21 protein-coding genes and 1 pseudogene are annotated in these 25,612 nt (G+C 46.6%); 7 read left to right on the forward strand and 15 right to left on the reverse strand.

Going from position 1 to position 25,612, the window contains the following annotated elements; all coding sequences use genetic code 11:
- Nucleotides 1-6 precede the first annotated feature (6 nt).
- From ICC18_RS12055 to ICC18_RS34745, 3 genes and pseudogenes are all read right to left on the reverse strand, one after another.
- Nucleotides 7-1,305, reverse strand: a complete 1,299-nt coding sequence (locus ICC18_RS12055) for a putative bifunctional diguanylate cyclase/phosphodiesterase (RefSeq protein WP_188174614.1) — start codon at nucleotides 1,303-1,305, stop codon at nucleotides 7-9.
- Nucleotides 1,293-1,724 (reverse strand): HAMP domain-containing protein, encoded by a 432-nt coding sequence (locus ICC18_RS34740; protein WP_376745630.1) that lies wholly within the window; start codon nucleotides 1,722-1,724, stop codon nucleotides 1,293-1,295. Before ICC18_RS34740 ends, ICC18_RS12055 begins: the two co-directional genes overlap by 13 nt.
- Nucleotides 1,725-1,766: 42 nt before the next feature.
- Nucleotides 1,767-2,468, reverse strand: a pseudogene (locus ICC18_RS34745) (CHASE4 domain-containing protein); the annotation flags it as partial.
- 438 nt (nucleotides 2,469-2,906) lie between these two features.
- On the opposite strand from ICC18_RS34745, the gene ICC18_RS12070 reads away from it, so the two are divergent.
- Together ICC18_RS12070 and ICC18_RS12075 are read left to right on the forward strand one after the other, a co-directional pair.
- The gene (locus tag ICC18_RS12070) at nucleotides 2,907-3,197 is read left to right on the forward strand and encodes a pentapeptide repeat-containing protein (RefSeq protein ID WP_262495856.1); all 291 of its coding nucleotides are present in this window, start codon (nucleotides 2,907-2,909) and stop codon (nucleotides 3,195-3,197) included.
- A gap of 58 nt (nucleotides 3,198-3,255) precedes the next feature.
- Nucleotides 3,256-4,785 (forward strand): MDR family MFS transporter, encoded by a 1,530-nt coding sequence (locus ICC18_RS12075; protein WP_188174617.1) that lies wholly within the window; start codon nucleotides 3,256-3,258, stop codon nucleotides 4,783-4,785.
- Nucleotides 4,786-4,837: 52 nt separating this feature from the next.
- Here the strand turns inward: ICC18_RS12075 and ICC18_RS12080 are convergent, their stop codons facing one another.
- The 9 genes from ICC18_RS12080 to ICC18_RS12120 form a co-directional block, all read right to left on the reverse strand.
- The gene (locus tag ICC18_RS12080) at nucleotides 4,838-5,965 is read right to left on the reverse strand and encodes a serine hydrolase domain-containing protein (RefSeq protein ID WP_188174618.1); all 1,128 of its coding nucleotides are present in this window, start codon (nucleotides 5,963-5,965) and stop codon (nucleotides 4,838-4,840) included.
- A 138-nt stretch (nucleotides 5,966-6,103) separates the two neighbouring features.
- Nucleotides 6,104-7,024, reverse strand: a complete 921-nt coding sequence (locus ICC18_RS12085; protein ID WP_188174619.1) for a DMT family transporter — start codon at nucleotides 7,022-7,024, stop codon at nucleotides 6,104-6,106.
- A 144-nt stretch (nucleotides 7,025-7,168) separates the two neighbouring features.
- Complete coding sequence (locus ICC18_RS12090) at nucleotides 7,169-7,384, reverse strand: hypothetical protein (protein ID WP_188174620.1); 216 nt, start codon at nucleotides 7,382-7,384, stop codon at nucleotides 7,169-7,171.
- A 202-nt stretch (nucleotides 7,385-7,586) separates the two neighbouring features.
- Nucleotides 7,587-9,620, reverse strand: coding sequence for an S-layer homology domain-containing protein (locus ICC18_RS12095; RefSeq protein WP_188174621.1), 2,034 nt, complete (start codon nucleotides 9,618-9,620; stop codon nucleotides 7,587-7,589).
- 180 nt (nucleotides 9,621-9,800) lie between these two features.
- Nucleotides 9,801-10,175, reverse strand: coding sequence for an IDEAL domain-containing protein (locus tag ICC18_RS12100; protein WP_188174622.1), 375 nt, complete (start codon nucleotides 10,173-10,175; stop codon nucleotides 9,801-9,803).
- A gap of 110 nt (nucleotides 10,176-10,285) precedes the next feature.
- Entirely contained in the window at nucleotides 10,286-10,903 is a 618-nt protein-coding gene (locus ICC18_RS12105; protein WP_188174623.1) for an ABC transporter permease family protein, read from the reverse strand.
- A 222-nt stretch (nucleotides 10,904-11,125) separates the two neighbouring features.
- On the reverse strand, nucleotides 11,126-12,091 hold the full coding sequence (locus ICC18_RS12110) for a 2-hydroxyacid dehydrogenase (RefSeq protein ID WP_188174624.1): 966 nt from the start codon (nucleotides 12,089-12,091) through the stop codon (nucleotides 11,126-11,128).
- Nucleotides 12,092-12,182: 91 nt separating this feature from the next.
- Nucleotides 12,183-14,189 (reverse strand): beta-galactosidase, encoded by a 2,007-nt coding sequence (locus ICC18_RS12115; protein ID WP_188174625.1) that lies wholly within the window; start codon nucleotides 14,187-14,189, stop codon nucleotides 12,183-12,185.
- Between the two features lie 10 nt (nucleotides 14,190-14,199).
- The gene (locus ICC18_RS12120) at nucleotides 14,200-15,537 is read right to left on the reverse strand and encodes a glycoside hydrolase family 30 protein (protein WP_188174626.1); all 1,338 of its coding nucleotides are present in this window, start codon (nucleotides 15,535-15,537) and stop codon (nucleotides 14,200-14,202) included.
- A gap of 153 nt (nucleotides 15,538-15,690) precedes the next feature.
- Between ICC18_RS12120 and ICC18_RS12125 the strand changes: the two genes are divergently transcribed.
- Nucleotides 15,691-16,596 carry a helix-turn-helix transcriptional regulator gene (locus tag ICC18_RS12125; protein ID WP_188174627.1) on the forward strand — a complete coding sequence of 302 codons (906 nt, stop codon included), beginning with the start codon at nucleotides 15,691-15,693 and terminating at the stop codon, nucleotides 16,594-16,596.
- Nucleotides 16,597-16,635: 39 nt separating this feature from the next.
- On the opposite strand, the gene ICC18_RS12130 is transcribed toward ICC18_RS12125, so the two are convergent.
- Together ICC18_RS12130 and ICC18_RS12135 are read right to left on the reverse strand one after the other, a co-directional pair.
- Nucleotides 16,636-18,237 (reverse strand): response regulator, encoded by a 1,602-nt coding sequence (locus tag ICC18_RS12130; RefSeq protein ID WP_188174628.1) that lies wholly within the window; start codon nucleotides 18,235-18,237, stop codon nucleotides 16,636-16,638.
- Nucleotides 18,234-20,039, reverse strand: a complete 1,806-nt coding sequence (locus ICC18_RS12135) for a sensor histidine kinase (protein WP_188174629.1) — start codon at nucleotides 20,037-20,039, stop codon at nucleotides 18,234-18,236. The genes ICC18_RS12130 and ICC18_RS12135 overlap by 4 nt, the downstream gene beginning before the upstream one ends.
- Before the next feature lie 222 nt (nucleotides 20,040-20,261).
- On the opposite strand from ICC18_RS12135, the gene ICC18_RS12140 reads away from it, so the two are divergent.
- From ICC18_RS12140 to ICC18_RS12155, 4 genes are all read left to right on the forward strand, one after another.
- On the forward strand, nucleotides 20,262-21,608 hold the full coding sequence (locus ICC18_RS12140) for an ABC transporter substrate-binding protein (RefSeq protein ID WP_188174630.1): 1,347 nt from the start codon (nucleotides 20,262-20,264) through the stop codon (nucleotides 21,606-21,608).
- A 200-nt stretch (nucleotides 21,609-21,808) separates the two neighbouring features.
- On the forward strand, nucleotides 21,809-22,699 hold the full coding sequence (locus ICC18_RS12145; protein ID WP_188174631.1) for a carbohydrate ABC transporter permease: 891 nt from the start codon (nucleotides 21,809-21,811) through the stop codon (nucleotides 22,697-22,699).
- Nucleotides 22,700-22,710: 11 nt separating this feature from the next.
- Nucleotides 22,711-23,535 carry a carbohydrate ABC transporter permease gene (locus ICC18_RS12150; protein ID WP_188174632.1) on the forward strand — a complete coding sequence of 275 codons (825 nt, stop codon included), beginning with the start codon at nucleotides 22,711-22,713 and terminating at the stop codon, nucleotides 23,533-23,535.
- 112 nt (nucleotides 23,536-23,647) lie between these two features.
- Complete coding sequence (locus ICC18_RS12155; RefSeq protein ID WP_188174633.1) at nucleotides 23,648-24,382, forward strand: 2OG-Fe(II) oxygenase; 735 nt, start codon at nucleotides 23,648-23,650, stop codon at nucleotides 24,380-24,382.
- A 271-nt stretch (nucleotides 24,383-24,653) separates the two neighbouring features.
- Here the strand turns inward: ICC18_RS12155 and ICC18_RS12160 are convergent, their stop codons facing one another.
- Nucleotides 24,654-25,562, reverse strand: a complete 909-nt coding sequence (locus ICC18_RS12160) for an ATP-dependent DNA ligase (RefSeq protein WP_188174634.1) — start codon at nucleotides 25,560-25,562, stop codon at nucleotides 24,654-24,656.
- Nucleotides 25,563-25,612 lie beyond the last annotated feature (50 nt).

Below are 25,612 nucleotides of genomic sequence, written 5' to 3' on the forward strand. Positions count from 1 at the left end.
CAAGATTTATCTGCTCCGCGTTTCATTGTCCGTTTTCTGCAGCAGAAACTGCTCTAAATTATCGAGTTCCAGCGGTTTACTGATATAGTACCCTTGAATTTCGTCGCACTCCTGCGCGGTCAAAATCTCCAGTTGTTCTTTCGTTTCAACGCCCTCCGCCACCACTCGCAATCCGAGATTGTGCCCAAGATCGATAATCGCTTTGGCGATCGTCTTGTCCGCCTTCTGTGTACCCAGCTCATGGACAAAGCATTTGTCCACCTTCAGGCTGCTCAAAGGAAATCGTTTGAGATAACTAAGCGACGAATATCCGGTACCAAAATCGTCGATTGCAACACTCACCTTCAGATCCCGCAGCGCATGCAGCTTTTCAATAACAGCTTCGACCTTTGACATGACTGCACTTTCCGTAATTTCAATTTCCAGGTACCGGGGGGCCGGCCCCGTTAAGTGCAGTACGTCTGCGATGACCGGTACGATATCATCCTTCTCCAGCTGAATGACTGACAGGTTCACAGCTACGTGAAGGGACGCAAATCCTTTTTGCTGCAGCGCTTTGATGTCCGAGCAGGCACGATGAAGCACCCATTTGCCGATGTCGACAATTATGCCCTTTCGTTCTGCCAATGGAATGAACTCATCCGGCGGAATCATCCCGAGTGTCGGATGATTCCAGCGAAGAAGCGCCTCTACACCGACCGTTTCAAAAGCTCTCAAATCCAACTTTGGCTGGTATAATAAAAGCAGCTCTCCATTCGGCACGGCCGTACGCAAATGGCGCTCAAGCAGCGCATTTCTAGCATGCTCCTCGCGCTTTTTCAATGAGTACTCAAAGACGTTGTTCTTGCCCTCTTGTTTAACCTGGAACATAGCGACATCCGCATTTTTCACAAGCGTTTCCGGATCGTCCCCATCGAGTGGAAATACACTGACGCCCGTACTTGCACTAACCTCAACCTGCCGTCCTTCAAGCAAAACGTGGGAGGATAACGCTTTATGAATGCGGCTCGTTATCTCCCTGATGATGTCCGGTTCCGTAATGTCCTTCAGCAGGACCGTAAATTCATCTCCTCCCAGCCTTGACACAAGATGTCCCTCTTCCTCTAAGTCCCGTAGCCGTCTCGCGATCTCCTGAAGCACGCGATCCCCATTCTCATGTCCATACGTATCGTTAATCGTTTTAAAATTGTCAAGATCAATGAATAGAACGGCGGCATAGGTACCGCATCTTGTTGATTGTTCCAACGCTTCAGCCAGTCGTTCGAAGAACAAAATCCGGTTCGGCAGCTGCGTTAACGGATCCATGTAAGCTTGCTTCTTACCTTATCCTGCGAGGCTTCGAGTGAGACCATCATTTTGTTGAATTCTTTTTCCAGCTCAGCCACTTCATCCATACCTGTCACCTTGACGCGTAGAGAAAGGTTTTGTTCGCTGCTGATCGCCTTCATATCGTGGACGAGTTTCTGCAGACGGTACACTACATGTTTATTGATAAACGACATGATTGCGGCATTTACGAGCAAAATCAATACCAATAACATAGCCGCCATAACGAACATCGTTTGCCTGCCTTTCAAATATACATCACGCGTCTTTTCCGCCTTGACCCAAAGAACGGGCTCCCCGAACATATCATGAACGACAGATTGCACGGACACATGATTCATGGAAAGATTTTCTACCCAAATGCTGGATTGTTCAATCGTTCTTGATACCGATGCCATTTGTATGCCCAGATTGCCAGTATACTTGCGGAATTGTGCGTTCAAATGAGTTATCTTGTTGATTCGTTCCGTTTCATCATCGTCCAGGTAACGTCCGGCTATGATCGTTCCTTCAATCGGTCCTTCGAAGGCATTCGTCACAATGGGCAGCGAGGCGATTAGCATCGGCATCCCATTCACCATGAGAATTCCGGTATTACTATCTTTCGGACCGGCAAAATGCATAAGCTGCTCAGGTTGGTTTTGAACGAGCATCAGCAATTCTGCAGGCGGAGGAAGCAGTTAGTTTTGCTGTAAGTCATAGCCATGGGCATATACGACCTTCCCCTCAGCATTGGTTATCAGTACGAGCTGAAAGCGATTAGCCGTATACGTCGAATCCGGGAAATTGCTTTGTATGAACGGATGATCGTCCGTAATGTCGCTTTCGTCGATAAAGAAGTATGTCTCGTCCCTTGCCGAATAGTTGAGCACGTAGTTTCTGAGCGTATCCAGTTCTTCACTTACGGTATACAAAATGTCCTGCATTTCAGAACGGGCGTCTTGTTGGTCGAGGTCGGCGTAACTGCCAAGCAAATATTTATACAGCAAAACGTATACAAGCGAAATTGAAACGATGATCATGATCCCTAAGTATGTAAAAAGCTTTTTTTGCAGCTTCAAAATAATCCCTCCGTTAAACGTTTCTTCCACCGACCAGATAACAATTCCTTCTAAAAACGTTCCATATCGAAGTCTAATCATAACATGGCAAGGAAATTTTCTAGGCGGAGGAACTATTTTAGAAAAATTACTTTTACAGACTATGCTGCTAATAAAGCCAACTGGGAGTATGCCAAGCAAATCATAGAACGCTTAATATGAGAAAGGTGGAAAAAAGGAAGGATATGAAGAGGATGCCGCCTACCAGCGGACCATTGCCTCCATCGGAGAAATTACCGAGCTGATTGAAAATATTCATGCCGATACAACAAAGCTTCAGCGAATTGTCGGCATGGATTTTTCGATGAAAAATTTGCAAAACTCCGACTTCCGAGAAATTCAGGTACACGACGGAAAATTCAATACAGCAATCTGCAAGACTCCGACTTCAGCTATTCCGATCTGACAAACAGCACGTTCAAGTGCAGCAATCTGGATCGCTGCAAATTCGACGGCGCCAACCTAACCGGTGCCAAAATCTTGAAGTCCAACTTGAAAGGCGCCAGCTTCAAAGATTGCATCCTGGATCATGTCGACTTCAGCTCTTCGGAATTATCCGGCGTCAATATGGATAATCTTACCTTCAACGGAGCCACCTTTAACCATTCAGGTCTTAAAGGAACCTCATTCCGTAATGCGGTGTTCCGTCACGTAACATTTAATACCGAAGTAAAGAAAACCATTTTCGACGGCGCCAAGATGGATAAGGCAACGTATGCGTTGTTGAAGAGCTTTAAAGCGAATCTCCAACATGTACAGATTATTAAGTAGATTCGCCAATTATTAGGCAAACTAATACGGACGAAATGAAAGTGAGGCAACAATTCCGATGTCAGCACAAAAAAATAACAAAAGCTTGGGCATTGTCATCGCCGGTCTTTTGCTCGGTATCCTGATGGCCGCTATGGATAATACGATCGTATCTACAGCCATGGGAACAATCGTCGGCGAGCTCGGCGGACTTGATAAATTCGTTTGGGTCACATCCGCCTATATGGTGGCCGAAATGGCCGGGATGCCGATCTTCGGCAAGCTGTCCGATATGTACGGACGCAAAAGGTTTTTCATCTTCGGCTTAATCATTTTCATGCTCGGTTCGATCCTTTGCGGAACAGCGAATTCCATAATCGAGCTCAGCATCTATCGAGCGATACAGGGAATTGGCGGCGGAGCTCTAGTCCCTATCGCCTTTACCATTATGTTTGATGCCGTGCCGCTGGAATCCCGCGGTAAGCTGGGCGGCTTGTTTGGAGCTGTATTCGGGATGTCGAGTATCTTTGGCCCGCTGCTGGGTGCCTATATTACGGATTACGTGAACTGGAAATGGGTTTTTTATATCAATCTCCCGTTAGGCATCCTAGCATTCATCTTCATCGCTTTCTTCTATCATGAATCCCACGAGCACTCCAAGCAAAAAATCGACTGGTGGGGCGCATTCACCCTCGTTGGAGCTGTCGTTTGTCTCATGTTTGCTCTTGAACTCGGGGGCAAAAAGTATGCCTGGGATTCAAGCATGATTCTCGGTCTGTTCGCAGGCTTCGCCGCTCTGACATTCATCTTCTTGTACGTGGAACGCCGCGCCGAAGAGCCGATCATTTCTTTTGCCATGTTTAAAAATCGACTCTACGCAACAAGCAATGCCGTCGCTATTTTCAGCGGAGCGGCTTTCATTACCGCATCGGTCTATATTCCGATTTTCGTTCAAGGCGTACTTGGCGGATCGGCGACGAATTCGGGTCTTGTTTTGCTGCCTATGATGCTCGGCTCCGTCGTGACGGCAACCGGAGGCGGTTTCTTAATGACCAAAGTCAGCTACCGGGCAATCATGATACCGGCTTCCGTCATACTTGTGATAGGTACGGCTTTACTGACCACGTTGTCCGGGGACTCGCCGCGATGGCTCGTCACGATCTATATGGTTATTGTCGGGCTTGGTATCGGAGCTTCATTCTCCGTACTAAGCAACGCTGCTATCCATATGTTTGACGCAAGACAGCGCGGCTCGGCCAGCGCAACGCTGAACTTCCTTCGCTCTATGGGCATGACGCTTGGCATTACCGTATTCGGGATTATCCAGAGCCACGCGTTTACACGCAAGCTGGAGGACATATTCGCAGGTATGGGACAAATGCCGCAGGGCATGCCTACCGGCGATCCGCACAGTCTGCTGGACCCTGTTAAACGGGCAGCGATTCCTTCGCCTATTTTGGATAAAATCACTACGGCGCTTTCCTCCTCAATTGTCTATACATTCGTTTGGACAGTTGTTCCAGCCGTGATCGCGCTTGTGTTTGCCATCGCTATGAGCAAGGAAAAGCTCGACCTGACGCAGGAGCTTCAGACTTCTGCTACGCATTGAATAATCTACAAAAAAACGACTGGATCCCATGACTTGGGATCCAGTCGTTTTTTTAATTAATAGCTTTAAACGTGAGCACAGCCTGATGCAGCCGCTCGCATGCATCCGTATTTTCAGGCAGCGGATGAGCCGACCGTATGGAGCGTACGACACTTTGCAGCAATTGTTCGGGCATATCAACATCGGATGAATGTGCGGTCATGGCGACAATGAGCTTCAGTTCGGGCACGACAAAAATCCGCCGTCCCCCCGATCCAGCCGCATAGAACATCTCATACTTCTTAGTATCTCCGTCGAAACGTCCTCGGGATATTGTTTTTAACCACCAATAGTACCCGTATCCGCCTTGTTCTCCGTTCTTATAATTATGAATAATTCGCTTAGTCAGTGTCTCCTGAATCCAACGCTTAGGTATGATTTGTTGCCCATCCCACTCGCCTTCCTTCATGTACAGCAACCCGATTTTCACCATATCGCGCGCAGTCAATGCCAGCGCCCAACTGCCTATACTATAGCCCTGCGGATCATGGTTCCAGTTCGTCCGGGTGATGCCTAGCGGCGTGAACAACCGTTTTTTTGCATAGTCAAAAAGAGATTCTCCGGTTGCTTTATGCAGCACAGCAGACATCAAGTGTGCGTCTCCATTACTGTAATTAAAGCGAGTGCCAGGCTTATTGGCAGCAGGTTTGTCCAAGATCGTTTGAACCCAGTTCGCCGAATACATCATTTCTTGCGAGGACTGTCCGTACTCATCTGGCCATTCCACCCCGGACGTCATGTAAAGCAGGTGCTTGATCGCAATTTCATATTTTAATGGTACTTTTGCCAGCTCAGGAAAAAACTCAGAGAGCCTTTGGTCCACGCTTTTCAGCTTTTGTTCAGACAACGCAATTCCTGTTAACACAGACGTTATTCCTTTTGTGACGGAACGCGTATCTTGAGGCTTGTCAGCTTCATTGTCGGCATTATAGGCTTCAGCTACTAAGTATCCGTTACGTATGATGACCATACTGTGCACATGTCGATCACGGAAAATATCGATCGTATCAGCCAATTGGTCTGAGTCCATCCCCTGAGCTTCCGGCGTCGTCGTATGCCAGCCTTCGGTCGGCCAGTACGGGCCAGGTTTGCCCTTGACAGTTGAGATTCTCACTACTTCATTAGTCGTATTTCTATTCACTCCACTCATATCCTTCCGAAAGTCATTTCATGGAACATCATACTCCGGAGTTATGAATGAATTATGTACTGAACCTTAAAAAAACCTAAAAGTTAGCTGAAATTAAGCTTAAAATCTCCAGTGAATAGTTACCCGGTGTTATAACCGCCTAATTGATGCCGACATCTGACCGCGTTTAATCGCCGTATTTGTCACATAAACGCCAGCGACGATAAGAACAGCACCCAGCAAATGATACATTCGAAGCGACTCCCCCGTAAAACCTGTTGCAAAAATAGCGCTAAATAGCGGTATTAGATTCAAAAATCCGGCACACCGTTGCGGCCCCGCGAGTTCGATAGCCCGATTCCAGGAGAGAAAAGCAATGATAGAGGCGAATAAACCAATATACGCCACTCCTGCGAGAACAGCCGGGCTCCATGTAACAACCGGGGCAACCGCGATTATTTCCGCGGCAGATAACGGAACTAACAAGATTAGCGCTATGGCAACCTGTGCAAGCAAAAAAGCGCTTGAAGGAAATTGGCCTGCGACCTTCTTCATGCCAACCGAATATAACGCCCAGCACAGAATCGCCAACAGCATCAGGAGATCCCCTTTATTAAAAGAAAGCGTAAGCAAAGCCTGCAGGCTTCCGCGTCCGATGATCCAAAACACCCCCGCCATGGAGATAAGGATGCCTGGCAATGCTGACCATGCGAAGCGCTCATTCATCACAAGCCATGCCAGAAGCACGACCATGATGGGCGTTGCCGAATTCATTAACGAGGCGTTAATGGATCCGGTAAATTGAACCGCCGCATATGTCAACGTGTTAAATCCGGCTACGCCTGTGACCGATAGGAAGACGACGGTCTTCCAGCTTCGGAGAAAGCTGCCGCGCAGCTGCCAAGCTTCCTTACCGTAAAATGGGAGTAGGCAAACGAAGGCTATAGCCCAACGGATGGCCGCGAGTGTAAGCGGCGGGATGTGCGTTACCAGTACTTTGCCGGCTACAAAGTTCCCTCCCCAAATGCAAGTTGCAAGGATGAGCAATAGATAAGGCGAACGTCGGATCATGTCGGTTTGTACTCCTTTATTCTCGAATCTTCGGTATCCTTCATAATAGCACAGGCGGCTTATCTAAACACGGTTGAATTTGCGAAAATGAACAAGACCACGTTTCTTCGCATACGGATTGCGATTAACGTGGTCTTATTAATCTCAGAGCAAGCTGCGAATATAAGCGACTAAAGCAAGCAAGCCCAGAGCTATAGCAATGACATAAAACGAAGTGAGCCGAACCCACTTCACTCCCGTTTGCTGAAAATAGGTTTGATCTCCTTCACGATTTCGACGCGAGAAGCCGACCCACAATGTACCGCCCAAGCCAAGCAATAATATAACGGAGAACACCGCGTAGTAGAAATAAATACTCATCGAATGACTCCCCTTTCTCTTGTAAATAGCATTTCTCTTTATGCTTTTAGCATACATGATTTAATAAGGAGTTTCACCATTCACTTTGGATCTTGAATGAATTGCATTTATTCGTATTCCAAAGGTCAAACTAACAAAAACAGGACCGTCCCTTAACAATGCTTTTCGCATTGGGGACAGTCCCTGTTCCGGTTTTCCTCGCCTATTTAATAATAATCGAGGTCACGACCCTATTCTTCCCTACAAGTTGAATGAGATGGCCTTCTTCAAACAAAGACAGGTTACCACTCAAGGTTACGCTTGCCGACACATTATAAATGGATGTTTGTTCTTTGCCGTTGATCGTTTGAACAATGGATATTGTCGCCATCTCGCCTTGCGCATTAAGCGTTGTTCCTTTTAACTTCCCTAAGATCTCGAACGGTTGGTCCGCATCAATCATTTTGGTGACCTCAATGTAGATGACTTTATTGTCTGAGGTACGAATATCGACTTGATCGCCTACTTTTAAGTCAGTAGCTCTGGCCTTCACACCGTTCCGATAAACGACTACATCTGAATGAAGGGTAAAGGTTGTTGAAACACCTGACTTTGTGAGTTTAAGCTGGTTGTTGCTTACTACTGCACTAACGGTTCCGTTATTGGTTATCGGTTGAACCATTTTGGTTACTTCAATGTAAATGACTTTATTGTCGGAAGTGCGAATATTGACTTCATCGCCGACTTTCAGTTCGGATGCATTGACTTTCAAGCCGTTGCGATAAATAACGACATCCGCATGCAGCGCAAGCTCAAAATTAACACCTGACTTTACAAGCTTAAGCACATTATTGCTCACAGCCGCACTTACCGTTCCGCTATTCGTGATGGCCTGAGCCGTCTGAGTGACTTCAATGAAGATGACTTTATTATCAGATGTTCGAACATTCACCTCATCACCGACTCTCAGTGCTGCCGCATTCACTTTGACGCCATTGCGGTAAATAACAACGTCGGGATGAAGTGTATAATTCGTTCTGATCCCCGACTTCGTTAGCTGCAGCACATTATTGCTAATCGCCGCGCTGACAGTTCCGCTGCTTGAAACCGGCACAACGGATTTTGTGACTTCAATGTAAATAACCTTATTGTCTGATGTACGGATATTGATTTCGTCACCGATTTTCAGATCGTTGGCACTCACCTTAACCCCATTACGGTAAACGACTACATCCGGATGCAGAGGAAGCGATGACGTCGTTCCGGCCTTCGTGAGCGTAAGTGTATGATTAGAAACTGCAGCGCTCACGGTTCCGCTATAGATAATCGGCTGCACGGCCTTCGTCACTTCGATGAATACGATTTGATTATTAAACGTGCGAACTTTTACTTCATCGCCGATTTGAAGTGCGGAGGCGTTCACTTTAGCTCCATTCCGATAAATGAATACGTCTGGATGCAGCGCATAAGAAGATGTTGAACCTGAACTTGTGATTCTAAGCGTGTTGTTGCTTACAGCCGCATTAACAGTTCCTTTAATCGTATTATTGCCTTGATCCGGCAAGTGACCGCCAGTACGGTCCAGCAAAGCGGCAAGCTGTGCCCGTGTTACAGGTTGATTCGGTCTAAACGTATTGTCTTCAAATCCATCCACTAAACCTTTCTCAATAGCGACCGCTACATAACCAACAGATCCCGCAGGAATTTGGTTCGCATCTTTAAAAGGCAGTTTCGTGTTCATTTTCGCCTTCGCTTGGGCATCCAGCTTTAAAGCCTTGACCAAAAGCGTCGTCGCCCACAGCCGGTCTCCAGCCTTCTGCGGCTGAACCATATCATCATTTTCCGAGAATAAATCGTTCTCCAAGGCAACGGCCACATAACCGACCGCCCATGCAGGAATTTGATTCGCATCTTTAAAATTCAATTTGGTGCTCATTTCCGCCGCTGATTCAGCCTGTGCGCGAAGTCCCATCAACCGAACGGCAGCCGTAATCGCTTCGATCCGCGAAACCGTATTATGCGGTTTAAAGGTGCCATCCTCGTAGCCTTCAAACACACGCTTGGAAGCTAAGCTTGCAATATAACGTATCGCCCATTCCGCACTTTGTAAATCATCGAAAGTGAGGTGAATTTCTACTTTTGAATCCTTACTGCTGCCTTGGCCATTGTTGTTATTCTGAGCCAAAGCCGCTGTGCCGCTTCCCATCATCATCGCGACCACGAGTCCAGTTGCAACTGCTTTTTTCACAAACGACATCCAGTTCCCTCTCCCTTTTTCATAAATTTATCCATGATGACTTTATACGATAGGAGTTCGATGGAATGGTTAATTTTGGGAGGGTTCCTTTATTTCCCAGATGAAATTATTTTTCTTAAAAACAAAAAAAGCAGATTTATCGCCATCAACGATAAATCCGCTTTATTTCAGCAGTACATATTATTTGATTCGGGGCAAGCCCAATCGATTCACTGGAATAGTAACGGCGTCAGGAAGTTTACCAATTTTCTCCTTGCCTTTGGAGATCGTTTGTAATTGATCGGTAAGCTCCATAAACCAAGCCTCATCATGCGCTGCCAATGCCAGATCGATAAGAACTCGAATCCGAGACTCTTCTTTTAATGAAATCATAGGTGTTCTTTTAAGTCGGTTCTTAGCCACTTTCACCATGGTACCAACAATTTCTTCGTTATCGGATCTAAGCACATTGACACTAATGAGATCCTGCATTTCATGAATCGACTCAATGTATCCCTGGACTAATTCCCCAGCTTCTGTTCGACCGTGCACCCAATCGCCTATCTCAAAAGTCATCTTCCTACACCACCTGTCAAAAGAAATGAAAAACTTATACTGTAATAATAATATTTACAGTTGGTTTTGTCAAATGACAGGTCAAAAATGGACTTTGATCATGAATCTTTCTATAGCTTTCTGATTTGACTGATCGCATGCTTGGATCCAATGGCTGCTAAAGCCATTAAAATAGGGATCGCGCATGTTTTGAGCGCCTCAACAATGACCAGCATTGGCCTAAACAACTGAGGCTCTCCCAGAATAAATACGTGAAGATGTAATTTCTCTAATTGGTTCGGTGCCAGCATGAAATATAAAACATATGCGACCGCCACTGAGGGGATGAAATAAGGAATAAGAACCAATGTTTGTATCAAGCTTCTCAACTTGAAGGATTTTATACCACTCACCACCAGAGCAACCACAAGCGCAATGATTCCGCTAACCGCGACATACTCCAACTTGATGATCAGCGTATTGGCAAGGGCGTTACGGAATTCGGGACTTGCGAACAACTTGGAGAAATTCGCCATCCCTACCCAAGGGCTGCCGGACAGCCCGCGAAAAATACTATAGTTCTTAAATGCTATCACCATGCTGGTGATTAGCGGTAAGATTTTAAAAAAGAAAAGCAGAAGCATCGCAGGAATTATTATGATGTAGTGGAGTTTATACTTCCAAATGCGGCGCAGCACTCCTACAGTTACTGCAGTATCCTCTGTCCCTTGAATCTGAGGCGTATCCATGTCTTAATCTCACCTTTCATCGTCTTTTAAGCCATGAATAACCATTTCGTGACTACCCAATTATAAGGAAATTGCAGAAGTACAGGATTTTCTTCCGTTCATTACTTTTCACGCGTTTTTACGGAAGAAAAGAAGCTTCCGCCCGGCATGTTCCGGAAACAAGAGCAAAATAAGCCTAACCAGGCAGCGGCAAAACTGCGAGATTAGGCTTACAAATCAATGCTATTTCAACTCCGGCACGATATTCGGCGGAATTTGACCGGTAACGCCGGCCACGACATTGCGTGCAGCCATCATGGCCATGTCACGACGGGTTTTCGAGGTGGCAGAACCGATGTGCGGCAGAGTCACAACGTTTTTCATGGTGAGTAATGGGTTACTCGGATCAACCGGCTCTTGCTCAAAAACATCCAGGGCTGCGGCATGAATGAGCCGTTCCTCCAGCGCTTCGATCAAAGCTTTTTCATCCACCAACGGACCGCGCGATGCATTAATGAATATCGCCGTCCGTTTCATCAATTGGAAATGCTCTTTACGGATCATATGATGCGTTTCGGCGGTCAGCGGCGTCATCACGACGACATAGTCAGACTCGCGAAGTAGCTGCTCCTGCGTCCTGTATTGCGCCCCGTACTTCTCCTCGGCTTGCGGCTTTCGGTTCCGGTTGGCATACAGGATGTTCATATCGAAACCGAACCTTGCGCGTTTGGCGACGGCTTCGCCGATCCGCCCCATGCCGATAATGCCAAGCGTGGCGTGATGTACGTCGATACCGAACAATTCCTCGTCGGAAGGCCCCCAGCCACTTTCTTTGACCAACCTGTCCAGCTCGGCGGTGCGGCGCGCCACTGCCAGCATCAAAGCAAGAACAAGGTCGGCTACTGTGTCGTCGAGCACGTCAGGTGTATGTGTGCCGATGACGCCATGCTTTCTCATGGCTGCCGTATCGAAGTTGTTGTAGCCCACCGAAATATTGCTGACGATTTTGAGGCGGGGTGCGCTCTTCAGCAGTTCTTCATCGATCGTTACACCCGATTGCAACAGCCCGTCCGCAGTCGCCAGCGCATGTTTCAATTGTTCCGGACTATTTTCGCTGACGGACAAATCCATGATTTCACAATGCTCCGAAATATACCTTGCGACCTCTTCGGGCAGCTTCTTGAGCACAAGTACGGTAGGCTTCGTCATACGTCCTATCCACCTCTTTTATCATCCAGATTTCTCCGCTTCGTCTTTAATCATAACATTTAACTCTATAGCGGGAAATCTCTCATGCTCGTCAACTCGTTTCCTCTATGATCGCAAAGCCCCATCTGGAAAGTTCCAAGGTTTGGCCTTGTTTCACAACCTGTCCGCTCAAAAGTTCAATTCCTTCTCCATGCGGATACTTCAAAGTCTCGGTATGATCGGAATAATTGAAATAGTAACGAACGGTTCTACCTAGTTCATTGACGCCCGATTTCATAATCAAAGGATGCCGGATTTCTTGATCTGCTCCCCAAAGTCCCGCTTCTTTAGCCGCCGCTTCAATAATTTTGCTCATCACAGCAGCGCTAGGCAAGCAGCCGATGTAAGTTGCAGTACCTTGGCCAAAGCAGTTCTTCGTTATCGCGGCATAGGCTCCCCAATGTGGATGATCATAGCTGGCCAGCACCTCGGCAGTCGTTGACGTAAGCAGTTCCATCCACGTTTCCACTTGGTTGTTCTCCGCACCGACTCCAAAAGGATCGCCATTGAGTGAAACGGACTTCGGCTCCGCAAACATGTTGTATCGGATGCCGCAAGCTTCGCTAATGACGCCGGGCTGCAGTGTGGTGCGGACCTTGACATGTTCATCCGTAAATCCGCTTTTAAACGTATACACAATATGACCGCCGTTTCTTACATAAGCGTTCAACCTTTCGAGCAGCTGGTCAGAGGCTGCATACAAGGCCGGAACCAGAAGCAAGTCATAGTTCTCGAACGTATCGCTGGCAGGACTTACGATATCGCAGCCGATGTTCATCTTAAATACTTCATCGTACATCAGCCGCACGATGTCGTTGTATTTGATCTTACCGCCGGGAAGCGGAAACCAGGACAGCGCCGTCAAAGCTTCATTGCTCACCAGCATAGCCACCCGGTTCGACTTCCGCAAATTGATGAGATGCGGCGACAGCCGGTTGAAATCGATGCCGATCGTCTTCGCTTCTTCATACACCGGATTCGATTCGAAATCATGGCTGAGCAAGCCTTTCCAATACGTTTCGAAGGAATTGTGAATCGAATGCCACTGCCAATAGGAGACCATGTTGGCGCCGGAGGCCAGGTGACTGAAGGCCAGCAGTCTCAATTGACCGGGATAAGGCGTCCAATCCGGAAATGCCTGCGCCTGCGTTTCCAACACGAAATAGTTCGTGCCTTTCAAGGAACGCGTCACATCGCCGCCGAACGATATTTCAATTCCCGTCAAGTTATCTTGAGAAGGGTGATAAATGTCCACACCGGCAATATCCAGTGACGCGGAGGCTTCGAAATGGTCGACATCCGGCTGCACGCCAAAAGAATGACCCCTCCATTCGAAATCGAAGTTATGTGTAACGAACTGCTCCGGTCGTTTGTATTCGTTCACGATGGAAGCTTGCCAAGCGAGAAAATCCGTGACGAGCCTCCTTTGGAATCGCGCAAATTCAGACCCTAAGCTGCCATTAATCGTTCCGACAACGGATGGGAAGTCCTCCCAGCTGTTAATCCGGTTGCTCCAATAGTCAAGCCCGGATGCCTGATTGAGGCTTTCAATCGATTCGAACTTGGCCTTCATATATTTCACGAACATGAACTGAACATTTGCGCCCGCGGTATGGTAATGCTTGGTCTCATTATCCACCTGATAGCCGATAATAGCCGGGTGATCTTTGACATGCCCGATCAGCTTGCGGATGATTCTTTCGGCATAAAACAAATACGTCGGATTCGTGATATCCATGATCTGACGTGCTCCATAGCGGCCCGGACCCTTAGCGGTTTCAGCCAATACGTCCGGATGTTCCTTCACCATCCATGTAGGGATCGCATACGTAGGCGTTCCTACGATGACTTTTATGCCTGCCCGGTGCATCGCGTCCAGCACGCGATCGACATGGGAAAACTCAAAAACGCCGTTCTGCGGCTCGTGCGTACTCCATGTGGATTCGGCAATTCGCACCAGATTGATGCCCGCGTCCTTCATCATTTGGATATCTTTGTCCAATCGCTCGTAGGGCATATACTCCGTGTAATAGGCTACTCCGTACAGTAATTCTTTCATGTCCATCACCTCACTGAATGACAATCGTATTGAACGACTCAGGTTCGAGCTCAAAAGTATATACATCGTTTCCGGCGGAGAAACGTACGACTCGGGCTTCCGTAAACGGATTGGCGATGACAACAACTTTATCCCCATTCGGCCTTTCGAATGCAAGAGCGTTGCCGGTCCATGGGCCTTTCAAGCCGATTCGCGTCGAACCCGGAGTGACAAAATGGGAAAAGTGTTTCATCACATAGTACTCGGGGTTGAAGAGAGCTTGATGAGCTCCCGGATCTACGGTAATCATCGAGTTTTGCTCCCAGCCCCACGTGCTGCGGCCCTTCGGCTCAAGCACCATATTCCAATACATATAAGCGTTCACGCCGTTTGTGAAATAGTGCTGGTACAGATTAAAGACATATTTGGCGTAGTCCCATGTATTCGTCCCGTCGCCGCATTCATTTTCCGTTTGCATATAGCGCAGCTCCGGATAACTTTGTACAGTACGCTGAATGCCATATTTTCCTGCCCATTGGTAGCCGATGCCTTTGACGTATTTATAGGCTTCGGGATCGCTCAAGACGGTAAACGCGTATGCGTTAAAATCGGACGTCGACTTTTTCAGCCATTCCTGCCAAGGTTCCGGCGCATTAATTGTGCCTAGCCAAATCTCCGCATCAATCCCGTGCTTGTCGAAAGCAGGTCCTAAATAATCGCGGATGAAATCGCGAAGCTGCTCCCCTGTCCATAAGCAGGATGGGAACTTCTGATCCGCAACCACTTCATTTTGCACGTGAATTTGGTGAATCGTAATGCCTTCATTGCGATATGCTTCCACAAATTTAACGAAATAGAGCGCATACGCCTCCAGAATCTCTTTTTCCCAGCGCAAAGCGCCATAGTTGTATGCTTTCGGGAACTTCATCCAGGTCGGCGGACTCCAAGGGGAAGCGAATAATTTTAGCTCAGGGTTATAGGTCAGAGCTTCTTTAATGTAAGGTATTAAGTACTTGAGATCCCTTTCGATGGAGAAATGCTTCATCTCCAAATCGCCATCCGTCTCATTCAGACTATACCACTCCAGTGCGTAATCGCTCGCACCGATCGGCAGCCGGCAAATGCTGAACTTATGCTCGCCGTCCGGATGAAACAGGGCATGCATGACTTTGGCCCTCTCATCTTCAGGTAAATGACTTAGCGCCGCGAAGCCGAGCTCATTGAAGCAACCGCCAAAGCCCTCGGCAACTTGGAATTTCTCATCAGTTATCGAAAGATTGGCATCCCCGCTGATTGAATCAGGCGCATTTCTTTCCTTCCATGCCGCATCGCGCGTGCTTGAAATCCAGCGTATGTTCGAGTTATTCATCCCATTATTCCTCCAATGGTTTCATTCATGTATCGTGAATGACGGATTGTTTATCGTGACTTGCTCCAAGCTCATCTTTATTATAGATTGAGAGTAGAATCGCAGCGATTGTCCAAACAACGTGAAATTTACCCAAATCCAAGGTGAATTGATATGAAAAAAAGCAAACCCTTAATAAGCTGGAGCAGCGATGTCCAGTGGCTTCCCGTCATAGATTGGAACGTGAAATTTTACGGAGCGCACCAACAACAAGTGCCAAAAAATTGGGAAATGCCGGTAGAAACCCATATCGGTTTTGAAATCAACCTGATCCTCGCGGGTACACAAGAAACGGTGATGGAACGGAGTCGTTACTTCTTACACGAAGGGGATATTATTCTCATCCCGCCAGGCTTCAAACATGCGAATCGCTGTGCGTCCGAGAAGGGAATGACTTATTTCACGGCCCATTTTAACGTCGACGATCCCCTGTTTCGCCAGGAAATGATCAAGCATTCAAAGATGGTCTACCCATCCGGATCCGATGAAAATGTTAAGCTGCGCAAAGTGCTTGATCATTGGGTTGAGATGGGCAAGCAGCAAAGCGAATATACGATAGCGGACCGGTTCCGCTTACAATCTACTTTGTTCGAGCTATTTGGTTTGTTGGCGCAAATCGCCTCATCGGCCGATGGTCAGCAGGAGAGCATCGCTCCCGCTTCCATGCAGTATGCCAAACAGATTGCCGAGGCGATCAAAGCAACCTTCAATCCTCATACATGGGTCGACGATGCCGCTCACGAAAAATCCTTGCGGATTGAAGACATCATATCCTCGCTTGGGATCAGCCCCGGCTATGGTCTGGAAGTATTCCGCAAGGTGTACGGGATGTCGCCACGGCAATATTTATCAGACCTTAAACTGCACGAGGCCAAAGTGCTGATTCAGCAGCCCGACCTTTCTCTTAAGGAAATTGCCTCCTTGCTGGGTTATTCCCACCTATCCCACTTCAGCAGGCAGTTCAAACGGTGGACCGGCATGAGCCCGCTTCAGTACCGTCAGTCGGAGAAAGCTGAATAGTTACAAAGCAAAAAGCTGCCAGCACTCTGGCAGCTTTTGCTAATCCTCAAGATTGTTCCGGTACTGGGTCGGGGTCATCCCGACGTACTTCTTAAACACCTGGAAGAAGTATTTCTCGTCATTATATCCGACATCGTGCGCGATATCGCTTATTTTGAGACTCCGGTTATGTAGCAGTTCGCGCGCCCGATCGATACGGATCTTATGCAAATAATCCAGAAAGTTCGTCTTCAGCTCTTGTTTAAACAGCAGGCTCAAATAGCCCGGTGTAATGAATACTTCCCTGGCCACCGTTTCACGGTTAATATCTTTGTAATAGTGCTGCTGAATATATTCAAGAATGGATTGAAACAATTTATTGTTGTTCTTCTTCTCATTCAACTGCCCGCTGACACTTAATACGATATCCAAAATGGCATGCATGATGTAATCCATGCTGGAGTGCTCCACGATATGCGTCAGCTCCGCCAAATTTTGCCCGAAAACCTTATCCGTATTGATGTTTTTCTCTATGCAGAAGCGATAAAGCGCAAAGACGAGAGCCAGCGTCGATTTCAATACATGCTCTTTGGAGCTGCCTTCCGGTTTGAGCGCCTCGTTAAATTCATCCAATTTGGCCTTAATTGCCGCTCGGTCGCCATTCATAACCGCTTGAAGAATCGCTTTCTCTTGCGCTAACGGGTATGAAGTATAGATGGGATCGTCGTCTACGGTTACTTTATAGTCAACGATCTGTTCGGCACCGATAAATACTTTCATATCCAACGCCTTCATCGCTTCCCTGTAAGAGGTTTTCAAATGACTAATATCTTTATCGAAGCTGCCGATGCCGGCCGAAACCGAGAATTGCAAATAGGTTCTCGTATTTTGTTGAACTTTTTCTATAATAGGAATCCAAGTCTCGGTATCCGTCCATTCCTCCGCATTGATGATCACAATCAGATCGTCCTGATGTTCGAAAGCCGCGCACGGGCTTGAAGCGGAGAGCGTTTCTTCAACGATATTTTTCAACCCGTACTTGAATAGTTCGATATCCTCATTCCCATATTTCCGCTGCATTAAATGAAAATTATCGATCTGCAGGATGATCACGCCAAAGAATAGATGCGGAAATTCGAACCCGTGAATGCGCAAATTGGCCAAAAGCCTGTCATACGGGGGATTCTCCGTCGTCACAAGCCGGTTCAGCGTCTTCTCTTTCAGCAGCGGAAAACTTTCGCGAAAGCCCGCGTGAAGCTGCTCAAACCTCCGCACCTGCATCTGTTTTTCCTCAATTTGATCTTTCAATTTGAGCACCGTATCGAGAATTTCTTGCCTTCGGCTCGGTTTCAACAAATAATCGCTGGCCCCTATGGCAAGCGCCTTTTTGGCATATTCGAAATCGTCGTAACCGCTCATGATCACGCATTTGATGTGCGGATAATCCGACGCCACATGCTCAATAAGCGTCAGCCCGTCCATCTCCGGCATTCGTATATCCGTCAGCAGGATATCTACGGGGTATTCTTTAAGCAGTTCGATGGCTTCGGCGCCGTCTCGCGCTTCCGCAGCAATGGATATACCATGATTCGGCCAATCGATTAACGTCCGTATGCCGGTTCGCGCCCGTTCCTCATCGTCAACGATCATCAGATGGATCATACGCTCTGTTCCTCCTTGTTTTCGGATATCGCGGGAATGATCATGACAACCCTTGTCCCTTTACCGGGCTCACTATCATAATTCAAACTAAATCCGTTCTTATAAAAATGCTTCAATCTCGCATGCACATTTTGAATGCCATAACCGCCGGTTTCCTGAGCTGTATGAATGTCGCTCTCATTTGGGGGTTCTAACAGATTTCGAATGGCAGACTCCTCCATACCCGGTCCGTCGTCTTCGATGACAAACCGCAAGAAGTCGCCGGAAAGATTGCCCGTTACGGTTACATTCCCCCCGCCGCGTTTCCTCTCAATACCGTGAATCAAAGCATTTTCGATAAACGGCTGCAAAATCAATTTTAACATCACGTAGCTTTCCATCTCTTCCGGTATATCGATTCGGTAATTCAACAGATCTTTAAAGCGCATTTTTTGCAGGACCAAATATAACTCGATCAATTCCTTCTCCTTTTTCACACTGGTGAAGCTTTTGCCGCGGTTCAAACTTAAGCGGAACAATCGGGACAAATTGACGATCATTTCGCTGATTCGGCTTTGACCGGCCGCTTCGGCCTCCCAAAAGATGGTGTCGAGCATATTGTACAGAAAATGCGGGTTAATTTGCGATTGCAGCGCTTTTAACTCCGCTTCCTTCTCTTTGAGCTGCAGAACGTAGACGTCGTTGACTAATGACTCTATATTGACGACCATGCTATTATAGCCGCGGCTTAACTCTCCGATCTCATCCTTATACTTAATGTCCACACGTTCGTCAAAGTGACCGTTTTGAAACCTTTTCATGGAACGAAGCAGCACTCGGATCGGCGAGGTCAGCAGCGATGTCAAAATCATCATAAATGGAATGCTGAGCAGCAAGCAGACCACAATCAGGACGAGAACAAATACCTTAATGGAACTTAGTTCTTTCGTAAGCAATGACAGCGGAACCGCATACATCGTTTGCCATCCGTTTTCGTTCATCCCGCTATAGGTGATGAGTAGCTCTTCTCCTTGTTCGTTTAGAATCATCGACCCTGGGGACGTGGATCTCCTAATGTCAGCGAACGCAGCGGCTTCCTCACCTGACCGGTAAAAGTCTTTTCCAGCCTTTAATAAGGGATTGCCGTTAACATCCATAATGAGGATGCCGTGGTCCTGATCGTATAAATGCTTGAGATGCTTATTGCGTATCGTATCCAGATTAATACCTACGAAAATAAAGCCGATCATGCTTCCATCCGATACGCTTCGGATAATTCGGCTCATGCCGATCTTCTCATTCCGGTTGTTCTGCAAGAACACATTGTTGTCATCATTCAATGGAAACCAGTACGAGGCGCCGTTCAGCGCCAGCGTACGGTCGTACACTGCGCTTTTTTGAATATTCGCGAACGAGCCCGGACCGCTGCTGTCATCGCTTGCTTCTTGAAACACGGGCTGCTGGCCTCTGCCATACAACGCTAAAAAATCGAAATTTCTTGTGACCAGCATTTGATTCATAATGGACGCCGTTGGCCCGGAATACAGCGTGCTTTCCAATTCTCTCGACTCACTCACATGACGGATGAGCCCTTCCTGTACGACAGATGCAAGACTAAACACTGTTACCCAATCCGCAATGTTTTTCTGCAGAGCCGTGATGTTGCTGTCCACTTCCTTAATAACGCCGAGATTCGTGGAACTAACCTTATTGACAATTTGTTTGCTGGAAGTCTGGTAAGAATAATACCCAAGCGTCAAAGAAATGATGACGATCATCAAATAAAACAAAATGAAAATTTTATATTTAATGCTCAAATTCAAATAAAAGTTCGCCAAGGGGCATCACAAACCTTACTATTTTTTAATTGATTTTTTTGTTTGTATTGTATCCTCTCTGCCTTGAATTCACAACGAAGTTAGCGAAATTTTCGACAAATTTACACTTTACACATCTTTTTTCTACTGACCCGCCCCTTATCGCTTTGCTATGATCTGTTTATGAAATCAACGACCCAGCCAAATCAGCCAATAGGGGGAGCCAGTATGACTAACCAAAGTAAATTTATCCGGGCCACAGTCCTGACCGCATCCATCGCCATGATCAGTACGCTTGCTGCTTGCGGAGGCAACAATACCCAAAGTTCATCAAATGCTGCAAATTCGGATAAAAAAGAAGGAGCCGTCGTTACCTTACGCTTCTTCTCCAACCTGCCCGATCGCAAATCCGGACAAGGCCTTGTCGAACAGATATCCATCGACAACTACATGAAAGAGAATCCGAATGTCAAAATTGAAGTTGAAGCTCTGGCCGAAGAACCATTCAAAAACAAGCTGAAAGCTTACATGGCTTCCAACGAGCCAATCGATATTACAATGGTCCATGGCGGCGCTGAGCTAAGCACGCTCGTCAAAGCCAAATATGTCAAAGAACTGAATCTCAAAGATTACGAAGGAGAAAAATATAATTTCCTGCCGGGCGTTTTCCGCTCTTTCACCTTCGACGGTAAAATTTATGGATTGCCTCGAAACAGCGATTATGAGGTCATCTACTATAACAAAAAAATGTTTGCCGATAACGGCGTCAAAGTGCCGACAACCTACAATGAGCTTCTTGATGCGGCTAAAGCGTTCAGGGTAAAAGGCATTACGCCGATGTCCACGAATGGCAAGGATTTGTGGAGTTTCGGGCTATTGTTTCAAAATACGGCTCAGCGTATAAACGGTGATCAGAATACGATTCTAGATGCCGTCGATCAAAAGAAATCGTTCGTTCAAGATGAAAGCTTCCTTCAATCCGCAAAACTTTTGAAACAGATGCTCGATGCGAAAATGTTCCAGGATTCTTTCATGACGGCCGACTACGGCGCTTCGCAAAACATTTTCACTCAGGAAAAAGCCGCCATGTGGTACATGGGCTCTTGGGAAGCCGGCATGGCTACGAATGAAAAATTGCCGGAGTCGTTCCGTAAAAATCTTGGCGTGATCAAGTATCCGGTCGTTGAAGGCGGCAAAGGCAAAGAATCCGACTTGATCGCTTGGAATGGCGGCGGCTATGCCTTGACAACTTCATCCAAAAATCCGGAGGAAGCCAGAAAGTTTTTCGATTACTTGATGAGCGCTAACCAATGGGCCAAAAATGCTTGGGAAACAGGCGCAGCCGTACCAGCTCAAAAATATGAACTGACGGGCAAAGAAAGCGAAGTTCAAAAGCAGCTTACAGATATCTTGGTCAAAGCCACTTCAACAGCAGGCTCTACATTCATTGATTACGGCACACCTGCATTCAAAGACGACGTACAAAATGCGTTCGGCAAATTTTTCTCCGGCTCTACAACACCGGAACAGCTCGTCGCTGATCTGCAAACGGCAGCCGCCAAACAGAAAAAGTAAATCATGAGAAAAACGTCTATCGACGTACATTCGAAGATGAGCGACCGCGTTAAGCGGAAGTTTTTATCGCCAATAGGAAAGTTTGTTAAGCACTTTAGTACTTTACGAAGTTAAACTTTCCTATGTGGTAGAGAAAACAGAAAAGGACAGGTATAGTTTCCTGTCCTTTTCTGCATCCATACGGAAGGAGTTCAAGGACCATGCAAAAAGTGCTCAGCAACAAACTGGCTATTTTTCTATTCGTTTTTCCCGGCATCCTGTTATTTATCCTGACTTTTCTGGCACCGATTATTTTGAGCGGCTTTTACTCCCTGACCGATACGCTTGGACCCGGAACCGAAATTAACATGGTCGGACTACAAAATTTTAAAGAACTGTTTTTTGACGATTCGCGGTTTTGGAAATCTTTATTGAACGCTCTCCTGCTAGGTCTCGGCTGCATCTTGCTGCAGCATCCTATCAGCATATTTTTTGCTATTATGCTGGACCGAATCGGAGGAAAAGCAGAGAAAGTGTTCCGCACGATCTTCTTCATTCCCTGTGTCATCTCCGTTGTCGTCATCTCCCGCATGTGGCTGACCATTTTCGATCCTGAATTCGGGATGGTCAATAAAATTTTGGACATGACCGGTCTTGGATTTTTAAAACATGCCTGGTTAGGAGACACGGAAACTGCGCTCGGTTCCCTATTGTTCATCTTAATCTGGTCAGGCTTCGGATGGGCGCTATTGTTCTACTACGCCGGGATTAAAGGAATTCCGGAGGAATTGTACGAAGCCGCTCATTTGGACGGGGCTTCAGGGATAAAGCTTCATTGGAAAATAACCGTTCCTTTATTGTCACCGGTCATCGCCGTTCAAATTACGCTTGCGATGATCACTGCACTCAAACAGATGGAAACGGTATTCCTTACGACCAATGGCGGACCGGGAGATTCCACGCAATTTTTGGCCGTGTACTTATACAACAAAGCATTTTCAGCGAGCGAATACGGCTATGCCAATGCGATTTCCATTCTCTTTATTCTCGTATGCTTAATCGCCACGTATGTAAGCAATAAGCTCATCCGTAGCGATGTCGCAGAATACTAGGCGGTGATGACATGAAGAAAAAACATAAAACATTACTATGGATTTTGTTCGTACTAGTAGCATTCGGACAATTGTTCCCGTTAATTTGGCTGATTAATTTCTCATTCAACAGCAGCAGCGACTTTTTCTTTTCTTCCATTTTGAAATGGCCGAGCTCGCCCCAGTGGCAAAACTATGTGAATGCCTGGGTGGACGGCAAGTTCCCCAAATATTTGCTGAACAGTGTGCTGGTTTCGGCTGTGACCATTATTTTGACCATGTTCCTGTCATTGTCGCTTGCCTATGCATTCACGCGCATGCATTGGAAAACACGCTCCTTTTTCTTTTCGGTCATTCTGCTCGGTATCATGATCCCGATCCATGCAACCCTGCTGCCGAACTTTGCAATTTTCAAAGCTTTAGGATTGACCAATTCCTATTTAGGTCTGATTCTTCCTTACACGGCCGTCTCGGTTCCGCTCGGCACCTTCATCTTATCCGGATTTTTGCGCAGCATTCCCGGCGCCATAGAAGAATCGGCCGTTATGGATGGCTGCAGCATTTATCGCATCGTCTTTCAGATTATTATGCCGCTTACGATGCCGGCGCTGGTTACGATAGCTGTCACCACGTTCTTGAACTGCTGGAACGAATTTATTATGGCATCTACCTTCCTGAGCAAGGATTCGCTCAAAACATTGCCATTCTCGGTCATGCACTTTACCGGGCAGTATTCTTCGGACTACGGCTCACAATTCGCGGTTATGGTTTTAACCTCGATACCTGCGATTATCATCTATGCCATGTTTAATGAGCAGATTACTAAAGGTGTTACTGCCGGGGCAGTTAAAGGTTGAGTGTTCTCTTGCTTAATCTTGCTATTACATTCGAGAATGCGTACAAACGGTTATTCATGAGGTTATACTGATCGTGTAGATCATGAAACGGCCGTTTAGGAGGTATTGGAAAATGGAACATCAGAATAGTATAGCTGCCGAGCGCCTTGCTGAACGCGTAGCTCATCTGGATTGGAATATGCTCCAACAATCGCTGGACCATCACGGGTATGCAAAACTGCCTACTATATTAACTAAATCGGAATGCAAACAAATCATAGATACCTATGAAGAACCGGCTTACTTCCGAAATACCATTGATATGGCCCGTTACCGATTCGGAATCGGGGAGTACAAATATTACGATGCCCCCCTTCCGGACTTGCTGCAGCAGCTTCGTGAAAGCTTCTTTCCGGAACTATCGAAAACAGCCAATCGCTGGAATGAGCAATTGGGCAACAATGCAGCTTATCCGTTAACGCTAAAGGAGTTTCTGGATCTATGCTACAAAGAAGAACAGACGCGTTCAACCCCATTGATATTGAAATACGAATCAGGCGGATATAACTGTCTTCATCAAGATTTATATGGAAAAGTCTTCTTTCCTTTTCAGGTCGTATTCGCACTTAATCAGAAGGATGAAGATTATACCGGCGGCGAGTTTCTACTGGTGGAACAGCGTCCGCGCGCGCAAAGCAGGGGGCACGTCATCACCCTCGAACAAGGACAAGGTTTAATTTTCCCAACCCGTCATCGTCCGGTTTCGGGTACTCGCGGCTACTATAAAACCACGCTAAGGCACGGAGTCAGCACGATTACATCGGGAACCAGATATAGTCTGGGTATTATTTTTCATGACGCCAAGTAAGGGACTACAAGGGCTTTCTGCACCCTCTACCCTCAAAGCGGATACCATTGCGTTTATCGCAGTTCGATTTCACCTAATTACAAAAATGTGGAGAATGAAGTTAGCGGCTGGAGTTCGATTTTGCCTGCTTATCATGCGCTCATCGAACATTATCTTACAAAACCAAGCTGCAATTTTGTAAAATCGAACTCCAGACTATTTTGGTGGATGTATCTTATATGCAATTGTGTTTTTCCGGACTTCAGCCCATCCCGCGATACCCCTTTCATTATTAGTAGGTCCAATAGCATTCTTCCGGATCTTTATCCAATAAAAAACCTTTAAACATCGCATCAAGCAGTTGATGATGATCTGTACGCTCCAAATATTGAATTCTGCAGCAAAGCTTTGGCTCTATCCACTGTGTTTGCTTTTCCTGTTTCGTATGCAACTGTCTTGCGATCTCTAGAAAAGCCCTTTTCTCCGCTTCTTGAAAACCCGTTTCGACAATGCCAACAGGTTTATATTTAATTGTTTTAAAGTGCAGCCCTATAACTATTCCAAACTGCGGCTCAGTCCGATAACCCAGAATGATCGTATCGATCGTTTTGGGATTTTTTATTTTTATCCAATCCTTAGTTTCGGCACCAAGCAAATACTTGGAATCTTTCCGTTTCGCAACAATGCCTTCCATATCGCGGTCCTTGCTCCAAGCGCTAAGGTCCTTACCTCGCTCTTCGATGAAAACAGTGGGCGTAATAACATCCGTACCGCTAATGAGCTCTGTTAGGCGCTCTTTGCGAGCCTTTAACGGTTCGTATAGATGTTCAGATGAGGATAATAGAACATCGAAAGCAATAAAAGAAACCGGATGCGTCCGAAGCGCAGCATTAATTTTGGCTGAATCCGAAATCCGGCACCGGTACGAAAAATCATCGAACACGGATCTGCCGTCCCTAATACATACACCTTCGCAATCCAATATCGCCGTATTTGTTTTGATGGAAGCAATGGCTTCTTTCAGTTCGGGAAATTTGCTCGTCACAACATGACCGCTGCGCGTATAAGCTTCGATTCGCGATCCTTCTTTATGCAAAAGAATTCTCCAACCGTCCCATTTGGGCTCAAAAATAAACCCGTCATCATCAAATGCTTCGTTTCCCATGGTAACGATCATTGGCTTTATTGGGGAGAATAACATGCGCTTCCACCACTTTAATATGACATAGTTTCATTTATTATCCATTATGT

Source organism: Paenibacillus sedimenti, from assembly GCF_014534655.1.
GTDB lineage: Bacteria > Bacillota > Bacilli > Paenibacillales > NBRC-103111 > Paenibacillus_E > Paenibacillus_E sedimenti.